At 72.3% G+C, this 21,191-nt stretch carries 14 protein-coding genes, 1 pseudogene and 1 CRISPR repeat array; of the genes and pseudogenes, 8 read left to right on the forward strand and 7 right to left on the reverse strand.

Going from position 1 to position 21,191, the window contains the following annotated elements; genetic code table 11:
- Positions 1–126: 126 nt before the first annotated feature.
- A complete protein-coding gene (locus ACFXGN_RS02405) occupies positions 127–1,194 on the forward strand; it encodes a polysaccharide deacetylase family protein (RefSeq protein ID WP_384852275.1) in 1,068 nt (355 codons plus the stop codon).
- 316 nt (positions 1,195–1,510) lie between these two features.
- Positions 1,511–2,593, forward strand: coding sequence for a magnesium/cobalt transporter CorA (gene corA, locus ACFXGN_RS02410; RefSeq protein ID WP_384853103.1), 1,083 nt, complete (start codon positions 1,511–1,513; stop codon positions 2,591–2,593).
- Positions 2,594–2,847: 254 nt separating this feature from the next.
- Here the strand turns inward: corA and ACFXGN_RS02415 are convergent, their stop codons facing one another.
- Together ACFXGN_RS02415 and ACFXGN_RS02420 are read right to left on the reverse strand one after the other, a co-directional pair.
- Positions 2,848–3,204, reverse strand: a complete 357-nt coding sequence (locus tag ACFXGN_RS02415) for a hypothetical protein (protein ID WP_384852278.1) — start codon at positions 3,202–3,204, stop codon at positions 2,848–2,850.
- A gap of 283 nt (positions 3,205–3,487) precedes the next feature.
- On the reverse strand, positions 3,488–3,754 hold the full coding sequence (locus ACFXGN_RS02420; RefSeq protein ID WP_384852281.1) for a hypothetical protein: 267 nt from the start codon (positions 3,752–3,754) through the stop codon (positions 3,488–3,490).
- A 363-nt stretch (positions 3,755–4,117) separates the two neighbouring features.
- Positions 4,118–5,122: direct repeats of the CRISPR family, unit length 29 nt; unit sequence CGGAACACCCCCGCTCGCGCGGGGACCAC.
- A gap of 397 nt (positions 5,123–5,519) precedes the next feature.
- Here ACFXGN_RS02420 and ACFXGN_RS02425 point away from each other — a divergent pair.
- Entirely contained in the window at positions 5,520–6,119 is a 600-nt protein-coding gene (locus ACFXGN_RS02425; RefSeq protein ID WP_384852284.1) for a hypothetical protein, read from the forward strand.
- 445 nt (positions 6,120–6,564) lie between these two features.
- Here ACFXGN_RS02425 and ACFXGN_RS02430 read toward each other — a convergent pair.
- Positions 6,565–6,652: pseudogene (locus ACFXGN_RS02430) on the reverse strand.
- 35 nt (positions 6,653–6,687) lie between these two features.
- Positions 6,688–7,422, reverse strand: a complete 735-nt coding sequence (locus tag ACFXGN_RS02435) for a hypothetical protein (protein ID WP_384852286.1) — start codon at positions 7,420–7,422, stop codon at positions 6,688–6,690.
- A gap of 136 nt (positions 7,423–7,558) precedes the next feature.
- On the opposite strand from ACFXGN_RS02435, the gene ACFXGN_RS02440 reads away from it, so the two are divergent.
- Positions 7,559–8,125, forward strand: coding sequence for a hypothetical protein (locus tag ACFXGN_RS02440; protein ID WP_384852289.1), 567 nt, complete (start codon positions 7,559–7,561; stop codon positions 8,123–8,125).
- 15 nt (positions 8,126–8,140) lie between these two features.
- On the opposite strand, the gene ACFXGN_RS02445 is transcribed toward ACFXGN_RS02440, so the two are convergent.
- Complete coding sequence (locus tag ACFXGN_RS02445) at positions 8,141–8,932, reverse strand: polysaccharide deacetylase family protein (RefSeq protein ID WP_384852292.1); 792 nt, start codon at positions 8,930–8,932, stop codon at positions 8,141–8,143.
- A 572-nt stretch (positions 8,933–9,504) separates the two neighbouring features.
- On the opposite strand from ACFXGN_RS02445, the gene ACFXGN_RS02450 reads away from it, so the two are divergent.
- From ACFXGN_RS02450 to ACFXGN_RS02460, 3 genes are all read left to right on the forward strand, one after another.
- Complete coding sequence (locus ACFXGN_RS02450; protein WP_384852295.1) at positions 9,505–10,326, forward strand: DUF3592 domain-containing protein; 822 nt, start codon at positions 9,505–9,507, stop codon at positions 10,324–10,326.
- A 91-nt stretch (positions 10,327–10,417) separates the two neighbouring features.
- Entirely contained in the window at positions 10,418–11,044 is a 627-nt protein-coding gene (locus ACFXGN_RS02455; RefSeq protein ID WP_384852298.1) for a hypothetical protein, read from the forward strand.
- Positions 11,041–11,760 carry a YkgJ family cysteine cluster protein gene (locus tag ACFXGN_RS02460; protein WP_384852301.1) on the forward strand — a complete coding sequence of 240 codons (720 nt, stop codon included), beginning with the start codon at positions 11,041–11,043 and terminating at the stop codon, positions 11,758–11,760. Before ACFXGN_RS02455 ends, ACFXGN_RS02460 begins: the two co-directional genes overlap by 4 nt.
- Before the next feature lie 48 nt (positions 11,761–11,808).
- Here ACFXGN_RS02460 and ACFXGN_RS02465 read toward each other — a convergent pair whose 3' ends face one another.
- Entirely contained in the window at positions 11,809–15,123 is a 3,315-nt protein-coding gene (locus ACFXGN_RS02465) for a right-handed parallel beta-helix repeat-containing protein (protein WP_384852304.1), read from the reverse strand.
- Positions 15,124–15,422: 299 nt separating this feature from the next.
- Here ACFXGN_RS02465 and ACFXGN_RS02470 point away from each other — a divergent pair, with 299 nt between their 5' ends.
- Positions 15,423–16,649 (forward strand): S8 family serine peptidase, encoded by a 1,227-nt coding sequence (locus ACFXGN_RS02470; protein WP_384852307.1) that lies wholly within the window; start codon positions 15,423–15,425, stop codon positions 16,647–16,649.
- A gap of 451 nt (positions 16,650–17,100) precedes the next feature.
- On the opposite strand, the gene eccCa is transcribed toward ACFXGN_RS02470, so the two are convergent.
- On the reverse strand, positions 17,101–21,069 hold the full coding sequence (eccCa, locus tag ACFXGN_RS02475; RefSeq protein ID WP_384853106.1) for a type VII secretion protein EccCa: 3,969 nt from the start codon (positions 21,067–21,069) through the stop codon (positions 17,101–17,103).
- Positions 21,070–21,191 lie beyond the last annotated feature (122 nt).

Raw genomic sequence — 21,191 nt, forward strand, 5'->3', positions numbered from 1 at the left:
TCCGCGCGGGCGTCTCGGTCTCGGACCCGCGGACCCGCCCGCCCCTGCCCCCGCCCCGATCCTCATTTCCCCTCCCCATCCCCATCACCACTCCCACCTCCCATCCCCCATCACGAGGAGGAACGCATGTTGTACGCGGGAATCGCCTGGTCAGCCGACGGTTACGAGGTGGAGGTCATCGACGCCGAAGGGAACCGGGCAACGGCTCCGACCCGCTGGGGCGCGGAGCGCGTACCGGAGATGACCACCTGGCTCGAAGCGCCAGGACCCGCCTCCGAACCGCCCCGCGCCGTCGTCGTGGAAAGCACCAACGGCCTCGTGGACGGCCTCCTCACGGCGGCCGGCCTCACGGTCTACCGCGCCGACCCCTGGGTGCTCCCCGAGCGCCCCGACTTCGGCTCCGTACCGGCGCGGGCCCTCGCCGAGCGGGCCAGGACCGATCTCGCGTCCCTCGCTCCGCTGACGGCGGAGGGCGGTGGTCAGACCGGCCGCGACGACGACTACCACGGGGGCATCGGGCGCAGCGCCGGGTACGAGGCCGAACTCGCCCGGGAGGGGCGCTGGTTCCGCCACGGGCCGCGCGACCGTCACGAGATCGCCCTGACCTTCGACGACGGTCCCGACCCGGTCTTCACCGGCCAGGTGCTCGACATCCTGGCCCGCTACGGCGTGCGCGCCACCTTCTTCTGCGTGGGCCTCCACGCGCACGCGCTCCCCGACGAGGTGCGGCGGATCGTGGACGCGGGACACGGTCTCGGCAACCACACCTGGTCGCACCCGTTCCTTCCTGATCTGAGCCCTCGCCATTTCCGGCTCCAACTAGAGCGCACGGACGAGGCGTTCGAGCGCGCGGTGGGACGGGTCCCGGCGGTCTTCCGTCCGCCCTACGGCGCGCGCACCCCGGAGACCCTGGGTGAACTCCTGCGCGGTGGGCCCGCGCTGGCGCTGTGGGACGTCGACTCCTGGGACTGGGCCCGTCCGGGCCCGGAGAAGATCGCCCGGACGGTGCTGGACCACACCCGGCCGGGCTCTCTGATCCTGATGCACGACGGTGGTGGCGACCGCCGCCAGAGCGTGGCGGCCCTGCCCGCCGTGATCGAGGGACTGCTGGAACGGAACCTGCGCTTCGTGACGGCGGAGGCGCTGGCGGGCGGGGCGCGGACGGGGGGTGCGGGAGCGGGTCACGGAGCGTGAGGGAGGCGCCGGAGCCTCCGGCTCGTACCGGAGCCTCTTCCTTCCACCAGGCCTGACCCGCAAGGGACTTGCCCTCGAGCAGGCCTTGCGCGTCCGAGGCCTCGCCTCCCTCCGGAATCTCGCCCTTTGCCTCCAGCGGCGCGGAAGGGGGACTCTCTCCTTCCGCCACGCCCTGCCCGCGCGGGGGCACGTCCCTCCCGCCGTGCTCTGCTCCGGGCGCTCGGACCGGCGGCGTAGGCGCGCCGTGAATGTCTGTCGTGTGTCGGAGGGGACTGACAGACTGACCGCCGGTCTGCCGAAGGAGTCCTCGTTGTCCATGATTCGTCGTCTGCGCAGTGCCGTCAGCCGGACGTACCGGCGGACGGTCGATCTGAGCCACCCGGCGCGCTCGCCGCTCGGCAGCGCCGTCGTCAACTGCGTGGTCTACGACGACGGGGTGCGGCGGGACGGTGTCCGGTCGGCCGAGGAGGCCGTGCGGCACGTCCGCAAGAAGGACGGCTCCTTCGTGTGGATCGGCCTGCACGAGCCGACGGAGAAGGAGTTCGCGGGACTGGCCGAACTGTTCGGGCTGCATCCGCTGGCGGTCGAGGACGCCGTCCACGCCCACCAGCGGCCGAAGCTGGAGCAGTACGACGACGTGCTTTTCGCGGTCTTCAAGACCGTCTGCTACGTGGAGCACGAGGAGCTGACCGCCACGAGCGAGGTCGTCGACACCGGAGAGCTGATGGCCTTCACCGGTCCCGGCTTCGTCATCACCATCCGTCACGGGGGCCATGGATCGCTCGGCCCGCTCCGCGAGGCCCTGGAGGCGGAGCCCGAGCACCTGGCGAAGGGCCCCTCCGCCGTGCTGCACGCCATAGCGGACCATGTCGTCGACGACTACCTCGCCGTCGCCGAGGCCGTCCAGGACGACCTGGACGCGATCGAGACCGCCGTCTTCTCCCCGCAGGGCGACCGCGCCGACGCGGGCCGCATCTATCAGCTCAAGCGCGAACTCCTGGAACTCCGGCGGGCGGTGACACCGCTCGGCAGACCGCTCCAACGGCTCTCGACCGAGCCGGTCGCGATCGTCGCGCCCGAGTTCCGCGCGTACTTCCGTGACGTGAGTGACCATCTGGCCCGGGTCACCGAGCAGATCGCCTCGTACGACACCCTGCTCGACTCGATCCTCCAGGCCCACCTCGCACAGGTCACCGTCGCCCAGAACGAGGACATGCGCAAGATCACCGCCTGGGCCGCGATCGTCGCCGTCCCCACCATGGTCTGCGGTGTCTACGGCATGAACTTCGAGCACATGCCCGAACTGCGCTGGACCTACGGCTATCCCCTGGTCCTCGGCGTCATCGCCACCGCCTGTCTCCTCATCCACCGGGGCTTCCGCCGCAACGGCTGGCTCTGACGGTCCGCCCCGGGAGGAGATCCCGGCGACGCGGAGCCGCCCGCCCGGTCAGTCGCCCGGCGGCGAGGACAGCGCGTCGACCAGTTGCCGGGCGCGCGTCCCCTCCGCCGAGAGGGCCTCGACCAGGGGACCCGTACCAGGATCGGCCGACTGTTCCCCGCCGGAACGGGCGGTGGTTCCGGGACCGGGCGTCCTCGTCGGGTCCGGCCCCCCGGCCCCGCCGAGGTACTGCTCGACGGGCCGGGCGTCGGGCGTCAGACGAAGCCGACCGGTGGTGAGGCACGGTGCACCGAGGCGTAGTCGACGCCCAGACGGACCAGCCGCTCGCCGCCCGCGTAAGGGGAGCCGGGGCCGGGGGAGTTCCGCCCGGCCAGGCGCGGGTACCGGAGCGCGACCTCGTGGGTGGCCAGGACCGCGAGGAGTACGTGTTCCGTGCCCGCCGTTCCGACGCCCAGCCGACGGGCCTGCTCGTACGTCTCCCTCCTGACCCACGAGGCGGTCCGTGAGGCCCAGTTGACGCCACCCAGCTTGAGCAGCCACCGCGTCCAGAAGGGCGCCCGACGGTAGTGGCCGTGGCCGAGGAGGAACAGCTCCGCTCGCGCGGGGACCACACCTAGAACCCACGTTCACCAGGCGGGACCGACTTGCAGGCCTCTGGTTGTGCGCGGCACGACGTCCGGTCCGCCCGCACGGACGCAACAAGCGCGACCACGAGTCCGGCCATCAGGAGTGCATAGAGGATCCGCCATGGCAGCGCGACCCGGAAAGGACCACGCAGCACGCTCACACCAAGAAGGATCATGAGTATCAAGGCGAACAGAAGCAGCGTCACCAAGAGAGCCGACATGGCGCCACCCTACGACCGTGCGGGCACTCCCGGACGGTGATGGATCGTCAACGCAGCTTGTGAAAAGGCGCCTTGGATTCGAGCCATCGGAGCAATGGGCACACTGCCGCAGCCGGATCACACGCCTCCCTGCCCTGCTCGTCGAGAGGCTCGGCGAGGTGCGCGACGATGATCGAGTCGATGCGGCGAGCAAGATCGAAATCAGCCTTGGTGAGCCGTTGCCCGGAAACCATCCACTTGTGTGAAATCTGGTACGCGACGGCGTCGCCGTGACCGTGCACGTCGCGGACGTGGAGCGGCTGATCCGGAATCATGCCCACATCGACCTGCGATGGGAGAGGTCCGGCACGTCGACCCGCCTCCATCGCCGACGCCAGGGCCCCGGCCAGCCCTGGTCCACCGGCACGCTGTGCGGCGTCCGGAGCCCGGTGCGCGGGCGGCCTGGCACAACCGGGGAACAGCCCGGCGAGAACGCGGGCGGGCTCCCCGTCGATCCGGGCTACGCCGAGTTCGGCCAGGCGTAGCAGCACGTAGTAGAAGAGAGTGAGGGCAGCGGTGATACCCCCTCGCGCGACGGAGCCAGTCTCGATGCCGAAGGCTCCAGCGACGGTGAGAACCCACCTGGCGAGCGTAGGGGGTTGCCCGGAGTAGGGAGAGGCGCAGAGTCATGGTGGCGCCGGAACACCCCCGCTCGCGTGGGGACCACGTCGGCGACGGGGCCCATCTCGACCTCGCCGGTCGGAACACCCCCGCTCGCGCGGGGACCACCCTGCCTCCACATCCTCAATGCACTTGGTGATCGGAACACCCCCGCTCGCGCGGGGACCACTTTCCGAGGTCGGTGAGCGAAGGGACGTGTTCCGGAACACCCCCGCTCGCGCGGGGACCACGTGCTGACGCCGAGACCGTAGGCGGCGCCGAGCGGAACACCCCCGCTCGCGCGGGGACCACGGAACCACCGCTCGGCGTCGTCGCCCCAGCAGCGGAACACCCCCGCTCGCGCGGGGACCACGCGGCGGCCGTCGCGGCGGCCATCAAGGCTCGCGGAACACCCCCGCTCGCGCGGGGACCACCGATACGTCGAGGTCTTCGACCCATCGAATGACGGAACACCCCCGCTCGCGCGGGGACCACACCTGTTCAACGTGAAGAACGGCGTCGTCGACGGAACACCCCCGCTCGCGCGGGGACCACCCATGGTGCGCCTCCTGGTCGCCCTCCTGCGCCGGAACACCCCCGCTCGCGCGGGGACCACAGCGGGACGCGATCCTGCTCGAACTCCGAGATCGGAACACCCCCGCTCGCGCGGGGACCACGATGTCCGCCAAGGGGTGCTTGTCGGTGTCACCGGAACACCCCCGCTCTCGCGGGGACCACCCGATGAACCCGGCGCCGCCGGTGATCAAGACCGGAACACCCCCGCTCTCGCGGGGACCACTTGAACTGGGCCAGCTCCTGGTGACCGGTCCGCGGAACACCCCCGCTCTCGCGGGGACCACGTGAGCGGGATCCCGGCCTGGATGGTGAGGCTCGGAACACCCCCGCTCTCGCGGGGACCACCGTACGATCCCGGACTCCGTCGCCCGGTCACTCGGAACACCCCCGCTCTCGCGGGGACCACAACACCCCGCGCCAGAAGCGGCCCTTCGCGACCGGAACACCCCCGCTCTCGCGGGGACCACCCTTTCTGAGCTGGGCTTTCAGAGGGGCTTTGCTTTTTCTTTGCTTTGGGGGTTCTGGGTGGTCACGTGGTTATCCTCGCAGACCCAGTGCCTCGCCGTGTGCCGCTCCGGACGGCTTCTTGCGGGTTTGGCGTTGGTCGATTCGTCGGTCTCCGGGGGTGGTGGGTTCGGCTCGCGTGTCGTCTCTGTGTTCGTGTCGTTCGTGGTGTCGTCCGGTCGCGGCCGTGCTGATCTCTGTCCCGGGGGGCGCTGGGGCGCATGGTTTCCGGCGAAGTGGGGTGTGGAATCAGACATTTTGGTGGTGGGCGGGTTGCTGTGAAGTGGGAGTCCCCACAGGGTCGGTGATGTGCGGCGTCCGGGAGGCGGGGGCCGTCTCGCTCTTGGGGGGACGTACGGGATGACACGTGGACGTGGTGGGTGGCGGAAGGCCGCCGTGGGGGTGGCCGCCCTCGCGGCCGTGCTCGGTGGGGCCTGGCCCGCCTCGGCGGTCGTGGCGCCCGGGTTCCTCGACCCGGCTGACATGCCGCCGGATCAGTTCTCGGCCTGGTACTTCTCGTCGTACCCCTCGGAGGGATACGACCAGGCCCTCTGTACGGAAACCCTGCCCCTGCCCGAGCAGGGCGTGTGGAGCGCCTCCTACTCCACCCCGGAGACCGGGAGCGGCGCGCAGGTCTCGGTGGTCCTGCCGTCCGAGGCGGAGGCCGTCACGTTCGCCGCGCACGCCGAGCAGGTGGTGGCGGGCTGTGCGGCGCGCCGCGAGCAGGAGAACCCCGGTGTCGCGTACACCTTCACCGATCACGGTGCGGTCGTCGTGGAAGAGGGCGCCCATGTCTACGGGCTTGGTTTCCAAGGCGGTTGGGGGTACCAGAACCAGTTGATCGGCGTCGGTCGCGACGGTGACACCGTGACGTTCGTGACCTGGGAGAGCAACTGGGGTGCCCCGCCGGTCACCGCCTTCAAGGAGACCGTGCGGACAGCCGTCAACAAGCTTCGTTGACCTGTTGCTTCGTCCGCCTCTCCGGCTCCGGCCGGTGTGCCGCCCCGGTGCGGGCCTTCCTGTGCCCGTCGCTCGGGCGCCAGTCGGTGACCGGCGCCGCGTCCCGCGATGAGCGGCGGGGCCTTCTCCCGTATGCGGGCGGCCCGTTCCGCCCCGTGCTGAGAGCGGAGCGGGTCCGGGGGCGTAGCCTGCCCCCGGACCCTGTCGGTGCCGCTCACATCACACGCCGGCACACTTGAGGACCCGGGTCATTCGTCATTGCGTCGCGTCCTGCCCTTGGACCACCGCCGATCGAGCTCGGCGGACCAGATTCGAACTGGCATTTCGACGCACCAGGGCCCGAGCCCGGTCGATCCGGCGATGAGCGGCGCATACTGAGTCTGGAGCAATAGTCTGAGATTGACCGCGGTCTGCCTCTGCCTGGTTGGGCCATCCCGGCGGGAAGTGCCGGGAGGAGGACTCGAACCTCCACTGGAACCGCGGATGTCACGACAAGGCTCAGCTTCAGCTTTGCGCTCCTCGCGCACCCCGGCCGTCAGTTGTGGCCGGGGAGTCTGTGGTGTCCCGGCTACCCGAAGAGGTAGCCGAAGACGGCGTCGCCGACCCGCTGGTCGGTGACCTCGGCGCCGTTCGCCTCCTCGCGGGCGAACTTCACCGCCTGCTGGAGCTTCTCCACCCGTTCCAGCAGCTCGTTGACCCGACGGGCGGGCAGCGCCCCCGAGAACTTCACCGTGGTCCAGTAACCGACCGGCACGTCCTCGTAGTACACCTCGACCTGCGCCGGGTGCTTCTCCGTCGCCTCCGCCTTCACATGGTTGCGCGGCACCTTCTTCGTACGGACCGTGCGGACGACCTCGGTCTTCCACGCGTCCGTCGACGGGTCCTGCGTCCACGACTCGGCGGCGTCGAGCACCGGCAGCTTGCGGACGAAGGTGTTGATGTCCGCCAACTGCTTCTCCAGGAACAGCAGATACGAGACGGGTACGCCTCCGACGAGCACGCGTCCGTCGACGGAGACGTCCGCCCGCGCGTCGCGGTTCGCCCAGTCCTTGGTGGCGGTCACGTCGAACAGCCGGGTCAGCGCCCGCGCGGTGTCCCGCAGCGCGTCCTCGGCCTTCACCTGCACCAGTGTCGACTCGGGCGGCAACTGCTCGCCGTCCTCGTCCTTCGGCTGGTACGTACGGGAGATGCCCGCGAGCAACGCGGGCTTCTGCAGGCCGTGATGAGCTGACGTCAGATCCTGCTGCGCCCGGGACTTGACGCCCTTCTCCACGGCGATGATCTGGTTGAGTTTCGTTGCCACGTCGCCGAGCCTAGAACCATCGACGGCGGCGGGTCGAACTGTTTTCCGAGCCCCGTGGAGGGTGCTGTCCGTGGCTGTCCGGGCCGTCGCGCACGGACGGCGGCCCGTTGTCAGTGGGCTCCGCTAGCCTCACTCCATGTCACTCACCGTTGATCAGCTGACCGGGTACGTGGAGCGGGACCTGGACGCCGACGTGGCGCGCTGGTTCGCCGAGGCTCCGCGCGCCGCCGTGTCCACCGGGACCCGTCCGGTCACGCCCTTCCTGGCCAGGCTCCCGCGCGATGCCGCCGTCGCGCTGGCCGGGTTCGACCGCAGGGTCCGCGCGGGGGCGCTCCCCGATGTCCTCGACATCGCGGACTGGTCGTACGCCTTCGACTTCAAGGCCAACGACTGTCGCATCCTCGACTCCGACTACGACACGGAACTCTCCGACGACGACGTGTGGTCCGTCGGTGCCGACGGCGGGGGCAACTACTTCGTCGTGCTCACGAACGGCAGGGTCGCGGTCTGGTTCCACGAGGAGGAAGTCATCGAAGCGGGCACGCAGTTCGACAGCGTCGACGTGTTCGTGTGGACGATGGTCCGCTACCACGCTGTCCGGGCGGGCGCCCTCGCTCTGAGCGCGGTCGAGGCGGACTTCCGCGCGCTCGGCCAGCCCGGTGTCCTCGACCCGGAGATCGGTCTGCTGGCCCGTCTGTCCTGACGGCGGCGGACCGGCTCAGCGGACCGGGAAGCCGAACGAGTAGCCCTGCTCCCTGAGCCAGGGGAGGAGACGGCGCAGGGCCTCGACGGTCTGGGTGCGGTCGCCGCCCGCGTCGTGGAACAGGATCGTCGGCCCGTTCCGCAGCTCCCTCTTCACGGTGGCGACGATGGCGTCCGCACCGGGACGCTCGAAGTCCTTGGTGTCCACGTTCCAGCCCAGCGGGCGCATCCCCCGGGAAGCGGCGATCTGGCGGCTGTACGGGGTGAAGGCGCCGCCGGGAGCCCGGTAGTACATCGGCCGTACGCCCCCCGACGCTTCGGTGATCATGCGCTCGGCGTCGAGTATCTGCTGCTTCTGGTACGCCTGGGAGTCCTTGTCCATCCCCGTGTTGTGCGACACCGTGTGGTCGCACAGCCGGTGCCCTTCCGCGACCACCTTCCTCACCAGGTCCGGGTGGGCCTTCGCCTGCGTCCCGACCATGCAGAAGGTGGCCTTCACCCGGTACGTGCGCAGCAGGTCGAGCACGCGCGGGGTCCACACGGGGTCGGGGCCGTCGTCGATGGTGATGTTGACTCCGCGCGGGCCCGCCTCCGAGGCGTGCGCGATGGTCACCGAGACCGGCTTCGCGGCCTTGTCCGACGTGGCCGGTGCGGCCGGCGCGGCCGGTGCGGAGCTCTTCGGCGCGGGGGCGTCCATCGGCCCGGCCTGCGCGGTCCACAGAGAGGCGCCGGTGGCGAGCACCACCACCCCGACCGCCGCCCCGAGCACCTTGCCGTACCAACCACGCCCGCTGCCGTGCCGCGTCATGTCCGTCCCTCTCGCCCTGTTCCACGTCGTCCCCCGGTCACCTGCGACCACTCGGCAGGACGAGCCCCCGCGGCGATCGGATGCCTCCGTTACCGATCGCGGACATATTCGAGAGCGTTTCCGGACAACTGATCGAAGGCTATGCCGTGCCACGGGTCTCCGGCACCGGTGAACAGGGCATGAGGCCCAGGGGCGAAGGGCCCGGCACCCGGGGGACGTAAGACCCGGGAACGCGAGGACCCATGTCGTCCGTCCGGCCCGCGCCCCTTCCCGGCCGTCGCCCCGTACCCCTTCCCTGCCGTTGCCCCGTACACCTCCCCGTCCCGGCCGAGGCCGCCCCGGCCGTGCGTCCGCCAGGACCGTACAGCTCCGGCGGGTCACCTCCGGAGCAGCCCTCCGCGACCGCCACCGCACCCCGTCGATCACCCGCCGATCACCCGCCGGTGATCCCGGTACGGCCGCCCGCGACCGGCCTTCACCGGGCGGCTGAGGCGCTGTCCGCCCTCGCCGAAATCCCCAACTCGCCCGCACCCCGCACGAGATCGGGCATCGGACACCCCTAGGATCCACGCATGACATACAGGGCGGGGATCGTGCTGAAGGGCCGTGGGGGAGCCTTCCGTCTGGAAGAGGGGGCCGTGCGGATCGTGCGCGGACGCACCTCCTGGCAGGTTCCGCTGGGGGCCGTCGACGCGGTGGAGCACGGCGACGGGTGGGTAGGGCTCAGGGTCGTCGACGGGGATGCCGTGGACGACTTCCGGGTCAGCGGCAACGCGACCGCCGTCCGGGCCTTCCGGGAGGAGCTGGACCGGGCGAGGGCGGAGGCGGGTCCGGCCCCGTCCGGGGCGGCGCCCGCGGTCTCCGTCACCGTCCGGCCCCGGACCCTCCGCCTCCCGCGTCCCTGGGCGTGGGGCTTGTCCGGAGCCTGCGGCTACGCGCTCTACCTGGTGCTGCTGTTCACCACGCACACCCCGGAGCAGATGGCCCTCGTGGTCCCGGCTGTGATCACCGGGCCCTTCGGAGTCGGCATCACGGTGCTCGTCGTCATCTGTGCGCGCGATCCCTGGATCCTGTGGCGCCGGGGCATCACGGTGCCGGGGGAGGTCGTCCGGTACTCCTCGCAGAAGAAGCAGATGGCGATGAACCCCGACTACCGGTTCACCACCGTCGAGGGCGTGACCCTGACCCAGCGGTCGGACTCGATGGTCCTCACGCGCTGGTCCGATCCGCACGTCGACGTCGTCTACGACCCCCAGGACCCCACGCGCGTACGGGGCGGGCGCGGGGTCGCCCACCTGGTCCTGACCGCCTTCCTCGCCCTGATGGGCGCGGCTCTGTTCACTCCGCCGCTCGTGGTGTTCGCGGGCGCGCTCGGCCGCCTCCTGTCCTGGTAGCGGCCCGTGGCGGGTGGAGGAGGAAGCCGGGCGTCAGCCCACCGCGGACCACCACGAGAACGACCATCGGACACTGCCCAGGGGGAACGCTTTGACAGGGGACATCACATCCGGTGCCGACGGCGCCTGGCAGTCCGCCCGCGCGAAGGGCCTCTGCCACCGGGGGCCGCGCAGGGTCACCGGCGCGGACATCGTCCGCATCGCGCGGACGCTCGCCCTGGAACCGACGCACTTCACCCAGACCGCCCCGGCCGCGGCCGACGACCCGACCGGCGTGGTCCTGGACAACGCCCGCCGCCGGGTCAACCTCAGGATCGCCAACGCGGCGCACGGCTGCGTCTTCCACGTCCGCACCCTGGAGGGGACCGGACGGTGCGGGCTGGGCGAACTCGCCCCCGTCGTCTGCCGGATGTATCCCGCCGTCCCCGGCCCGGAGAGCGGGGCGAGCCCGCCGGACGCCGAAGGAACCCCGGGCGGGGACGCGGAGCGGGACGGACCCGGCAGGCCGGGACGGCCGCTGGACGCGGCGGGCCTGGCGCGGGCGGAACGGCGGTGGGCCGCCGACCGCGACCACTGGTTCGAGACCGTCGCCCGCTGGAACGCCCTGCCCAAGGACGTCGGGGACCCGCCCGGGATCGAGGACTTCCAGCACTACCTCCTGGAGGCGCACGCGGCCCGCGAGACGGGCGGGCCCTGGCCCGAGGAGGTGGTCGCGTGAGCACCTCGGGACGCAGCCTGGGGGGCTGCGCGTCGTGCGGGGGACGTTGCTGCCGGGAGTACACCGTCAATGTGACCATGGCGGACGTGCGCGGGCTCGCCGCCGGAATGGCCCTCCACCCCAGGGAGTTCGTGACCCTCAGGGAGAAGGACGACGGCGACTTCCGGTTCCGGCGCGAGGGCCCGATGTACGACCTCAGGCTCCGTCACCGGCCGGACACTGAGGGATGCGTGTTCCTGATGGAGATCGCGCCGGGTCACGCGCGCTGCGGCGCCTACGTCCACCGGCCGATGGTCTGCGCCACCTTCCCCGCCGCCCTGAAGCGGAACACGGTGTCGATACGGGACAACACGCTGTGCGGCGACGCGAACGCCTGGAACCTCACCGTCATGGACCTCCCCGGGCTGCGGTCGGACATCCTGCGCAACCGGGCCGCCTGGTCCGAGCACCTGCGGACGGCGGACCGCTGGAACGCCCTGGTCGACGCGAGCCACCGCTCCCGCACCCACGACGACCTGTACGACTTCATCCTGTCGTCGGACCCGTCGGACCCGTCGGACCCGTCGGACCCGTCGGACCCGTCGGACCCGTCGGACCCGTCGGACCCGTCGGACCCGTCCGGTGCCGTCGAGGGCGGGGCTCCGGCTCCGGCGGGGGGCCAGGTCACTTCGGAGGCCGGGGGCGCCGCCGGGAGCATGGGCGCGCCCTCCGCCTGACGCGCGCGCCCTCGGGCCCGGGGCGCCCACGCGGCAGGGTGCGGCCCGTCAGCCCGTGGGCCCGGGGGCTGACGTCGGCACGTCCGCCGGGAGGAGCAGCCGCAGGTCCTCCAGACCCGGCGCGGCCAGCGCGCCGATGCGCCGGGCCTGTCGCGTCATCATCGCCTCCAGGATCTGGCGGGCGGTACGGGCGTTGCCGAAGGAGCGGTCCCTCGGGATGCGGGCGACATGGTCGCGCAGCGCGTCCAGGGTCTCCTCGGCGCAGTCGTAGCCGGACCGGGAGGCGTAGCCGTCCATGATGGTGACCAGTTCGTCCGAGGAGTAGTGCTCGAACTCCACGGTCCGGCTGAACCGGGACGCGAGCCCCGGGTTGGAGGCCAGGAACCGCCGCATCTCGTCGGTGTAGCCCGCGGCGATGACCACGACCTCGTCGCGGTGGTCCTCCATCAGCTTCAGCAGGGTGTCCACGGCCTCCTGCCCGAAGTCGGAGCCCGAACCGCCGGGGGTGAGGGTGTACGCCTCGTCGATGAACAGCACGCCGCCGAAGGCCCGTTCGAAGACCTCTTTGGTGAGCTGCGCGGTGTGACCCACGTACCGGCCCACCAGATCCGCGCGGGCCACCTCCACGAGCTGTCCGGTCCTCAGCACGCCCAGGGAGTGCAGCAGATCCGCGTAGAGCCGGGCGACGGTGGTCTTTCCGGTGCCGGGCGGGCCGGAGAAGACCAGGTGGTGGCTGATCTTCGGGGTGGGCAGGCCCGCCGCCCGCCGCTGCCGGGTGGCCTCCAGGAGATGGGTCAGGTCGGTGACCTCGCGCTTGACGGCGGACAGGCCCACCATGGCGTCCAGTTCGGCCAGCAGGTCCTGGGCGTCGCGGGCGGTGTCCGCGCCGCCGTGGGCCGTGTCGGGGGCGACGTCGTCGGGCAGCAGCAACGACAGGTCCGCCTCGGCGGGATCGGCCATCGAGCCGAGCCGGAAGGCCTGCCGGTCCACCATCTCCTCGAAGACGCGGCGGGCCGCGCGGCCGTTGCCGAACGTGGCGTCGCGGGGCATCCGCTCGTAGTGCAGGGCGAGGGCGTCCAGCGTGCTCGGGTCGAGGTCGTAGCGGTGGGCCGCGCACATGGACTCGGTGATGGTGACCAGTTCCTCCACCGAGTAGTTGGCGAACTCGACGGTCCGGGTGAAACGGGACGCGAGACCGGGGTTGGAGCCGAGGAAGTCGTCCATCTGCTCGGTGTAGCCCGCGGCGATGACCACCACGTCGTCGCGGTGGTCCTCCATCAGCTTCAGGAGGGTGTCGATGGCCTCCCGGCCGAAGTCGGCCCCCGAACCCCTGCCGTCCGACAGCAGGGTGTACGCCTCGTCGACGAACAGCACCCCGCCGAGGGCCTCGTTGAACGCCTCGGTGGTCTTGATGGCCGTACCGCCGATGATCTGCGCGACCAGATCGGCGCGGGAGACCTCGACCAGATGGCCGGAGCGCAGCACCCCCAGCTCGGCGAGGATGCCGCCGTAGAGCCGGGCGACGGTGGTCTTTCCGGTGCCGGGCGGACCGGAGAACACCAGGTGGCGGCTCATCGGCGGGGCGGGCATCCCGAGGCTCGCGCGCCGCTGTGCGAGCTGGTTGAGGGTGACCAGGGTATGGACCTGGTGCTTCACGTCGGCGAGGCCGACCAGCGCCTCCAGTTCCTCCAGCGGGCCCTCGGGCGTCCGGGCGCCGCCGCTCGGGGCACCGGCCGTCGTACCGCCCGGACCGACGTCCTCGCCCCAGGCGTCGGGGGCGGCGTTGCCGCTGCTGCCGAGGTCCGACACGGTGAGCCGGTCGCTTCCCCGGGACTGCCGGAGGCCCGCGCCCCGGTTGTCGCGCACGGTGCACCGGGTGAGGGCGACCTTCTCGGTGCTGTCGACCCGGATGCCGTCGCCGGTGCTGCCCGTGACGTGGCACGCCTCCAGGGCGGCCCGTCCCCCCTCGGCGACCAGGACGCCGTAGGCGCCGGACCCGGCGATGTGCAGACGGTGACCGGTGACCTCCCCGCCGCTCTCCACCCCCAGACCGGTGGTGGCGCTCGCCCGGATCTCGCAGTCGCGGAGGGTGCCCCGGCCCCCGGCGCCGACCGACACCCCGGCCAGCGCGGTCCGCCGGACGGTGGTGTCCCGGACGTCCGGCGCGCCGCCGTCGGCGATCCGGATGCCGGAGCCCTCGGCCCCCTCCACCGCGCACGCCTCGATCCGCCCCCGCCCGTCCTCGGTCACCTCCAGACCGTGGCCGCGCGCGCCGGTGATCCGCACCCGGCTCAGCAGCGGGTTCGCGTGGGAGCGGACGGAGACGCCGACCCCGGCGGCGTCGAGGACGTCCAGCCGGTCGAACTCCGCCGAGGAGCCCTCCGTCAGCAGTACGGCGGCGGTCCTGTCGGCGCAGTCGCGCACGGTGGTGCCGGTCAGCAGCGGCGCGCTGTTGCCGAGCACCCGGACGGCGGGAGCGGTCGCGGAGTCGAAGTCGCAGTCCTGGAAGGTGCCGCGGGAACGCTCGGTGACGGTGAGCCCGTTGCCCTCGGTCCGGGAGGTGACACAGCGCAGCACCTCCGGGTCGGCGCCGGAGGCCAGCACGATGCCGGGGCCCGTGGTGTCGGTGACGGTGACCTCTTCGAGGGTGGGCCGCGCGCCGCTGGTCACGTACACGCCGACGGAGGTGTCGTGCACCCGGGTGCGCAGCACATGGGTGGAACAGGTGCCCTCGAGCGCGACGGCGGGCTTGCCCGTGGCGCTGATGTCGCAGTCCTCCACCCGGCCCCGGGCCTCGCCGTTGGCGAGGACGCCGTTGCCCTCGGCGTCCCGGACCCGGCAGCCGCGCACGGTGGTACGGGCCTGCTCCCCGAGGACGATCGCCGAGGTGCCCAGGTGCTCGAAGACGGAGTCGGCGACGACGCTCCCCGTGGGCGCGGTGTCCACCACTCCGGCGCCGGTGGGGTTGGAGACGCGGCAGTCGCGGATGGCCAGCGAGCCCTGTTCGCGGGCGAGGACCGCCGTCCAGCCCGAACCCACCACCGTGCACCCGTCCATGGCCACCTGGCCCCGGGGCGCGTCGACCACGGGCAGGTCCTCGCTGCCGCCGCGCAGCGTCAGACCGGTGAGCATCACGGCGTCCGCGACGAGCACCACGGCGGTGCCCCTCGGCGGGCAGATCTCGACGTCCCCGCGTTCCCCCTCACCGGCGATGGTGATGCGGGTGCGCACGGTCAGGTTCTCGCGGTAGCGGCCGGGCCGGACGCGTATCACCGCTCCCGCGCGCGCCTTCTCCAGGGCCTCGCCGATCGTCCGGAAGCCCTGCGGCTCGTCCGGGCCGACCGTGAGCAACTGCCGTGACACGCTGGAGCCTCCTCGTTGTGACGCTGCTGCTGCCGGGCCCCTCGGCGGCCCCGTACCCGTGCTGCCGGGCGGTCGGGGAGAGAACGGGCACGCGGGGAAGGCTACGGGAACGGTGGTGCCGGTCGCCAGGTCGTCGGGTGCCGTGCGGCGGCCTCTTCGCGCAGGTGGGACCGGGTCATATCCCGTACGGGGGAAGGGGGTTCGCCCTTCGGGAACGATACCCGCCGAGGTCCTCCCCCGGGCGGGTACGGGTGGGGCGGCGTGCCGCGCGGTGACGCTTCGAGCGTATCGTGCGGGCCATGCGACGTGCTCGTTCCTCCCGCCGCCCGGTACGTCACGCGGTGGCCGTGGCCCTGCTGGCCGTGGCGCCCCTCACCGCTCCGGCGGCACCCGCCGCGGCGGACTCCGTGGCGGACTCCGTCGAACTGCCCTCGATCCCCTCGGCCGTCGCACCCGGTGAACCCTGCACACCCGCCTCGAAGGTGATCGCCCGTCAGGAACCGTGGACCCGGCAGGCCCTGGGGCTCAAGCGGGCATGGACGCTCGCGGACGGCGCCGGTGTGACGGTCGGCGTGGTGGACACCGGGGTCACGACCTCCGTCCCGGCCCTCGCCGACCGCGTCACCGCGGTCGGCGCGGCGGGCGAGGACTGTGTGGGCCACGGCAGTTTCGCCGCGGGGCTGATCGCCGCCGCCCCCGTCGAGGGCGTCGGCACGGCCGGGGTCGCGCCCGCCGCCCGCGTCCTGGCGGTGCGCGGAACCGACGAGCGCGGCGCCCCGACGGCGCGACTGCTCGCCGACGGCATCCGGGCCGCGGTCGACGGCGGGGCGAAGGTCGTCTACGTGGGGCGGGTGGTCCCCGACGGCAAGGAGGTCCTGACGGCGGCGGTGGCGTACGCGCGGCAGCGGGACACACTGGTCGTCGCCCCCTACGCGCCGGACGCGCTGCCCCGGGACCGCGCCACCGGCCGCATGGTCCGCCCGGCGCCCTGGTACTGGCCCTCGGCCGTGCCCGGCGTCCTCACGGTCATGGACCACGGCCCCGACGGCACCCGCCCGAAGAACGCCCCGCCGCCGGCGGGCGCCGACCTGGCGGCGCCGGGGGACGCCGTGGTCAGCGTCGGCCCCGCCGGAGCGGGCCACTTCATCGGCTCCGGCTCCTCGTTCGCGGCGGCCAACGTGGCCGGGGCGGCGGCCCTCGTCCGCTCACGGCATCCGACGATGACGGCGGCCCAAGTGGCGCGCCAACTCGTCGCGGCGGCCTATCCGACGGTCCCGCCACGGATCGACCCGTACGCGGCACTGACCGCCGTCCTCCCCGACGAGCGGGCCGCCCCGCCCGCCGCGCCGCCCGTGACCATCCCCCCGGAAGCCTCCCCCGAGCCGCGCCGCCGCGCCCTGTGGATCGCGGGAGCGGGCGGAGGACTGGTGCTGCTGGTGGCCGGAGCCGCCGTGGTGATCCCGCGCGGCCGGGCCCGGGGCTGGCGCCCGGCGGGCCGCGAGCCGGAGCACGGGACCACCGTGTGACCCACCGGCTGGACGGTGTGCGCGGGGGAGCCGGGCAGCGGCCCGTGGCCGACGCGAGCGGGAGCCGCGTACGGACTCGTCCGGCGGGCGCGCGAGTGCACGGGTGCACGGAAGGACGGGTGTACGAGTTCGTGGAAGGGACGGGTGTACGGAAGGACGGGTGTGCGGGAGCCGGGTGCCTGGGCTCCCGCGCGGGGTGCCTGCGTGAGTCGCGCGGCGGCCCGTACCGGCTGGGATGTCCATGGACGGAGGGCGAGCCGCGAGGCCGTGGGAAGTGCCGTGGCACGAGGGCGCGTCACGGCCGTGGGGCGGCGGGCGGGCCGTCGCCCGGCCCTCTCGACCGGGACCGGGTGCCGCGCGCCGGGGCGGAACCCTGAGGCGGAGGGCCTCCGCCCGGCGCGGGGCCGGAACACCCCGAGGGCGCCGCGCCCGCCGGCGGGCGGAGGCCCGCTCACTCCTCCGGCTCGTCCACCAGCGCGGTCTGGATCGTCGTCGTCTTGCGGCGGGCGACCCGGACGGCCCGGCCCGGATTCATGGTCCTGCCCTTGACGTTGCCCAGCAGATAGCCCTCCGAGGGCGGGCAGGACAGCAGCAGGGCGGGGGTGTTGACCTCCAGGAGCCGTCGCAGCAGCATCTCGTTGATCCCGCGCCCGGCGCCCGAGGCGCCCCGGGCCACCACGATGTGCAGGCCGACCTCCCAGCCCAGGGCCAGTTGGTCCAGCAGCGGCTCGAACGGCGCGTTGCCGATCCCGGCGCCCACCATGTCGTAGTCGTCGACCAGGATGAACAGCCGGGGCCCGGACCACCAGTCGGCCCGCTTCATCCGCCCCGGGGCGATGTCCGGGCCGGGGACACGGGTCCGCACCGCACGGGCCGCGCCGTCGACGAGGTCCCGGAGCGCGTCCGTCGACACGGCGTGACCGAGCCGGTACTCCTCCGGTACGGCCTCCACCAGGTCCCGGCGGTAGTCCACGAGCATGATGCGCGCCTCGGCCGGTGTGTACCGGTCCATGACGGCCTTCGCCACGAGACGCAGCAGATTGGTCTTGCCGCTCTCGGTGTCCCCCACGACCACCATGTGCGGGCTCTCGCTGAAATCGTGCCAGACGACCGAGAGGCGCTCCTGTTCGAGTCCGACGGGCATCCGGAAGTCGCCACCGGCGGGCGGGAGTTCGCGCACCGGGAGCTTCGTCGGCAGCATCCGCAGCTGCGGGGCCGCCGGACCGTGCCAGCTCTCCCTCACCGCGGCCACCAGGCCCGCGAGCCCGTCGGAGAGGTCGTCCGCGGACTCCGTGCCGTCGATGCGGGGGAGCGCGGTGAGATAGTGCAGCTTGCCCTCGCGGGTGAGGCCCCGGCCCGGGACGCGGGGCACGGTGGCGGCCCGCCGGGTGTCGATCTCGGAGTCCATCGCGTCACCCATCCGCAGCTCCAGATGCGTGCCCGCCTGATCGCGGATCGCCGCGGTGAGCTCCACCCAGCGGGCGGTCGTCACGATGAGGTGGATGCCGTAGTTGAGGCCCCGGGCGGCGATGGCGGAGAACGTCTGGATGGTGCGGTCGAAGTCCTGGCGGACCGTGGACCAGCCGTCGATGACGAGGAACACGTCCCCGTGCGGCTGGTCCGCGAACTCGCCCGTGGCCCGGCGGCGGCGGTAGGTCGCCATCGAGTCGATGCCCTGGTCCAGGAAGAACCGCTCGCGGTCCGCGAGCAGCGTGGTCACCTCGGAGACCACCCGGCCCACCCGCTCGGTGTCCAGACGCGCGGCGACCCCCGCCGTGTGCGGCAGCCCCGCCAGCGACGCCAGGGTGCCGCCGCCGAAGTCCAGACAGTAGAACTGCACCTCGCGCGGGGTGTGGGTGAGGGCCAGCGCGGTCAGGATCGTCCGCACCATGGTGCTCTTGCCGCTCTGCGGACCGCCCGCGACGGCCACATGACCGCCGACACCCGACAGATCGACGGTCAGCAGGTCCCGCGACTGGTCGAAGGGCCGGTCCACGATGCCGACCGGGACCGTCAGCGCACCGCGCGACGGCCAGCCCACCGCGGTGAGACCCAGCTCCGGATCGGGCGTCAGCGGCGGCAGTACCTGGTCGAGGGTGACGGGCAGGTCGAGCGGCGGCAGCCACACCTGATGGGCGGGCGGCCCCGCGCCGATCATCCGCCGCACGGCGACGGACAGCAGGGTCTCGGAGGTCTCCTCCGCGGGCTCAGGCTCCGGCTCCGGGACGTCGGCGAGCTGACGGGGCACCACGTACGACGCCGTCCACGGCATCGTCTGGTGCGCCACCCTGGCCTGGTTCGCCCGGCCGCGCCGCTGCTCGTACGGCCCGGAGACGTACGCGGCGCGGAACCGGGTCAGCGCCTCCACACCGGACTTCAGGAAACCGCCGCCGGGCTGCGGCGGCAACTGGTAGGCGTCCGGCACCCCCAGGACACCACGGCTCTCCATCGCGGAGAAGGTGCGCAGCCCGATGCGGTACGAGAGATGGCTCTCCAACTGGTGCATCCGCCCCTCGTCCAGCCGCTGCGAGGCCAGCAGCAGATGGACGCCCAGGCTCCGCCCGAGACGCCCGATCATGACGAAGAGCTCCATGAACTCACGGTGCGAGGAGAGCAGTTCGCTGAACTCGTCGACGATGACGAACAGGCTCGGCAGCGGGTCCAGCGGCGTTCCGGCCGCCCGCGCCTTCTCGTACTCCAGCGCCGAGGTGTAGTTGCCCGCCGAGCGCAGCAGCTCCTGGCGCCGGATCAGCTCGCCGTGCAGCGCGTCCTGCATCCGGCCGACCAGAGCGGCCTCCCCGGCGAGGTTGGTGATCACCGCAGAGACGTGCGGGAGTTCGTCCAGACCCAGGAACGTGGCACCGCCCTTGAAGTCCACCAGGACGAAGTTGAGCGTCTCCGAGGAGTTCGACAGCGCCATCGCCAGGACCAGGGTGCGCAGCAGCTCGCTCTTGCCGGAACCGGTCGCGCCGATGAGCATCCCGTGCGGACCGGTGCCGCCCTGCGCCGATTCCTTGATGTCCAGCTCCACCGGCGCACCGTCCGGGCCGACCGCGATCGGCACCTTGAGCCGCTGGGGGCCGGTGCCCCGCTCCCACAGGGACCGGGGATCGTGCTGGTACAGATCGGTGATGCCGAGGAGCCGGGTCAGCTCCACGTCCGAGGAGAGCGGTTCCGTGGCGTCGCCGCCGCCCAGCCCCATCCGGTACGGGGCCAGCCGCTTGGCCAGCGCCGTCGCACCGACCGTCCCCAGACCGTCCGGGCGGCCGAGCCGGGTGGTCTGCTCCTTGCGCTCCCGGTCGGTGCGGACCAGCCCGAAGGAGTCCCGGCTCACGTCGAACCGCAGCGTCACCCGCCCCGGCCGCCAGGCCAGCGCACCGGAGAGGTCCAGGACGACGGCGTTGCGGAAGCCCGAACCCTCTGCCCGGTGCTGCGCGGGCACGGCACCCCCGTCCACCACGATGACGGTGAACGGCTCGTCACGGCTGGGCGGGGCGTCCGGGTCGAACGGCGGACGCTCCAGGAACTCGGCGCCGAGCAGGTCCTCCAGCTCGTTGAAGGTGGACACGGACATCCTGGCCGGACCCGCGCCGTCGGTCTCCTGCGGATGCAGATGGTGCGGAAGCCACTTCACCCACTCCCAGTCCGCCCGCCGCTCGTCCGACACGCACAGCGCCACCCACACGTCGTCCGGGGCGTGGAACGTGGCCAGCTGCGCGACGATCGCGCGGGCCACCGCCCGTATCCGGTCCTCGTCACCCCGGAACAACACCCGCGCCCAGGCCCGCAGATAGATCGCGATCGGCTGCTCGGGCACGGTCGAGTACGCCCGGATGAAACTGCGCAGGGCGTGCGCCGACAACGGCTCCAGATCCTCGACCGGAGTGGTCGACGTCGGCGTCAGCCGCAGCCCCAGCCGCTGCTCCCCGACGGCCACCCGGACCTCGCCGAAGTCCTCGTCCTGCGGCCTGCGTTCCCACAGCCGGGTCGTTCCCGCCAACTGCCACAGCGCCGAAGGCGGGGGATGACGCCAGGCCAGCGCCTTCTGCTGGTCGGACACGGCCGTGCGGACCTTCCGCCGGATCTGTGTCAGGTAGCGCAGGTAGTCGCGGCGCTCCCCCTTCAGGCGCTGCTTGCGCTCACTGGCCTTCCGGATCATCTGGCCCAGCATCATGGCCGCCGACGACAGCACCATCAGCCCCATGGCCAGATACATGAAGTGGCTGCCGCCCCCGCCGCCCATACCCGGTCTCATGAACATGAGCATCATGGAGACCGACATCAGCGCCATCGGCAGATAAGTCCACACCGCGGAGCTGTCCGGAACCACTTCGGGAAGCGTCGGCGGCTCCTGCAACTTCAATTCGCCGTCCGGCATTTCAGGGCCACGTCGTCGCGCCGGACGGCGGAACAGGACCACACTCAACGAAAGATCTCCTCGGTAGCGGGACAACGTCGGCACGACGGCGTGACAACACCGGTGAAAACACCGGAAGGTGAGAACTCCGTCACATCCGCACCGGCGACCGGTCAGCGAACTCC

This window comes from Streptomyces sp. NPDC059247 (assembly GCF_042754005.1).
Taxonomy (GTDB): Bacteria; Actinomycetota; Actinomycetes; order Streptomycetales; family Streptomycetaceae; genus Streptomyces.

Excerpts from the sequence above, each read along its gene's own strand:
- ACFXGN_RS02405 (WP_384852275.1), top strand. The coding sequence starts at position 127 with ATGTTGTACGCGGGAATCGCCTGGTCAGCCGACGGTTACGAGGTGGAG.
- corA (WP_384853103.1), top strand. The coding sequence starts at position 1,511 with ATGATTCGTCGTCTGCGCAGTGCCGTCAGCCGGACGTACCGGCGGACG.
- ACFXGN_RS02420 (WP_384852281.1), bottom strand. The coding sequence starts at position 3,754 with ATGATTCCGGATCAGCCGCTCCACGTCCGCGACGTGCACGGTCACGGC.
- ACFXGN_RS02425 (WP_384852284.1), top strand. The coding sequence starts at position 5,520 with ATGACACGTGGACGTGGTGGGTGGCGGAAGGCCGCCGTGGGGGTGGCC.
- ACFXGN_RS02440 (WP_384852289.1), top strand. The coding sequence starts at position 7,559 with ATGTCACTCACCGTTGATCAGCTGACCGGGTACGTGGAGCGGGACCTG.
- ACFXGN_RS02445 (WP_384852292.1), bottom strand. The coding sequence starts at position 8,932 with ATGACGCGGCACGGCAGCGGGCGTGGTTGGTACGGCAAGGTGCTCGGG.
- ACFXGN_RS02450 (WP_384852295.1), top strand. The coding sequence starts at position 9,505 with ATGACATACAGGGCGGGGATCGTGCTGAAGGGCCGTGGGGGAGCCTTC.
- ACFXGN_RS02470 (WP_384852307.1), top strand. The coding sequence starts at position 15,423 with ATGCGACGTGCTCGTTCCTCCCGCCGCCCGGTACGTCACGCGGTGGCC.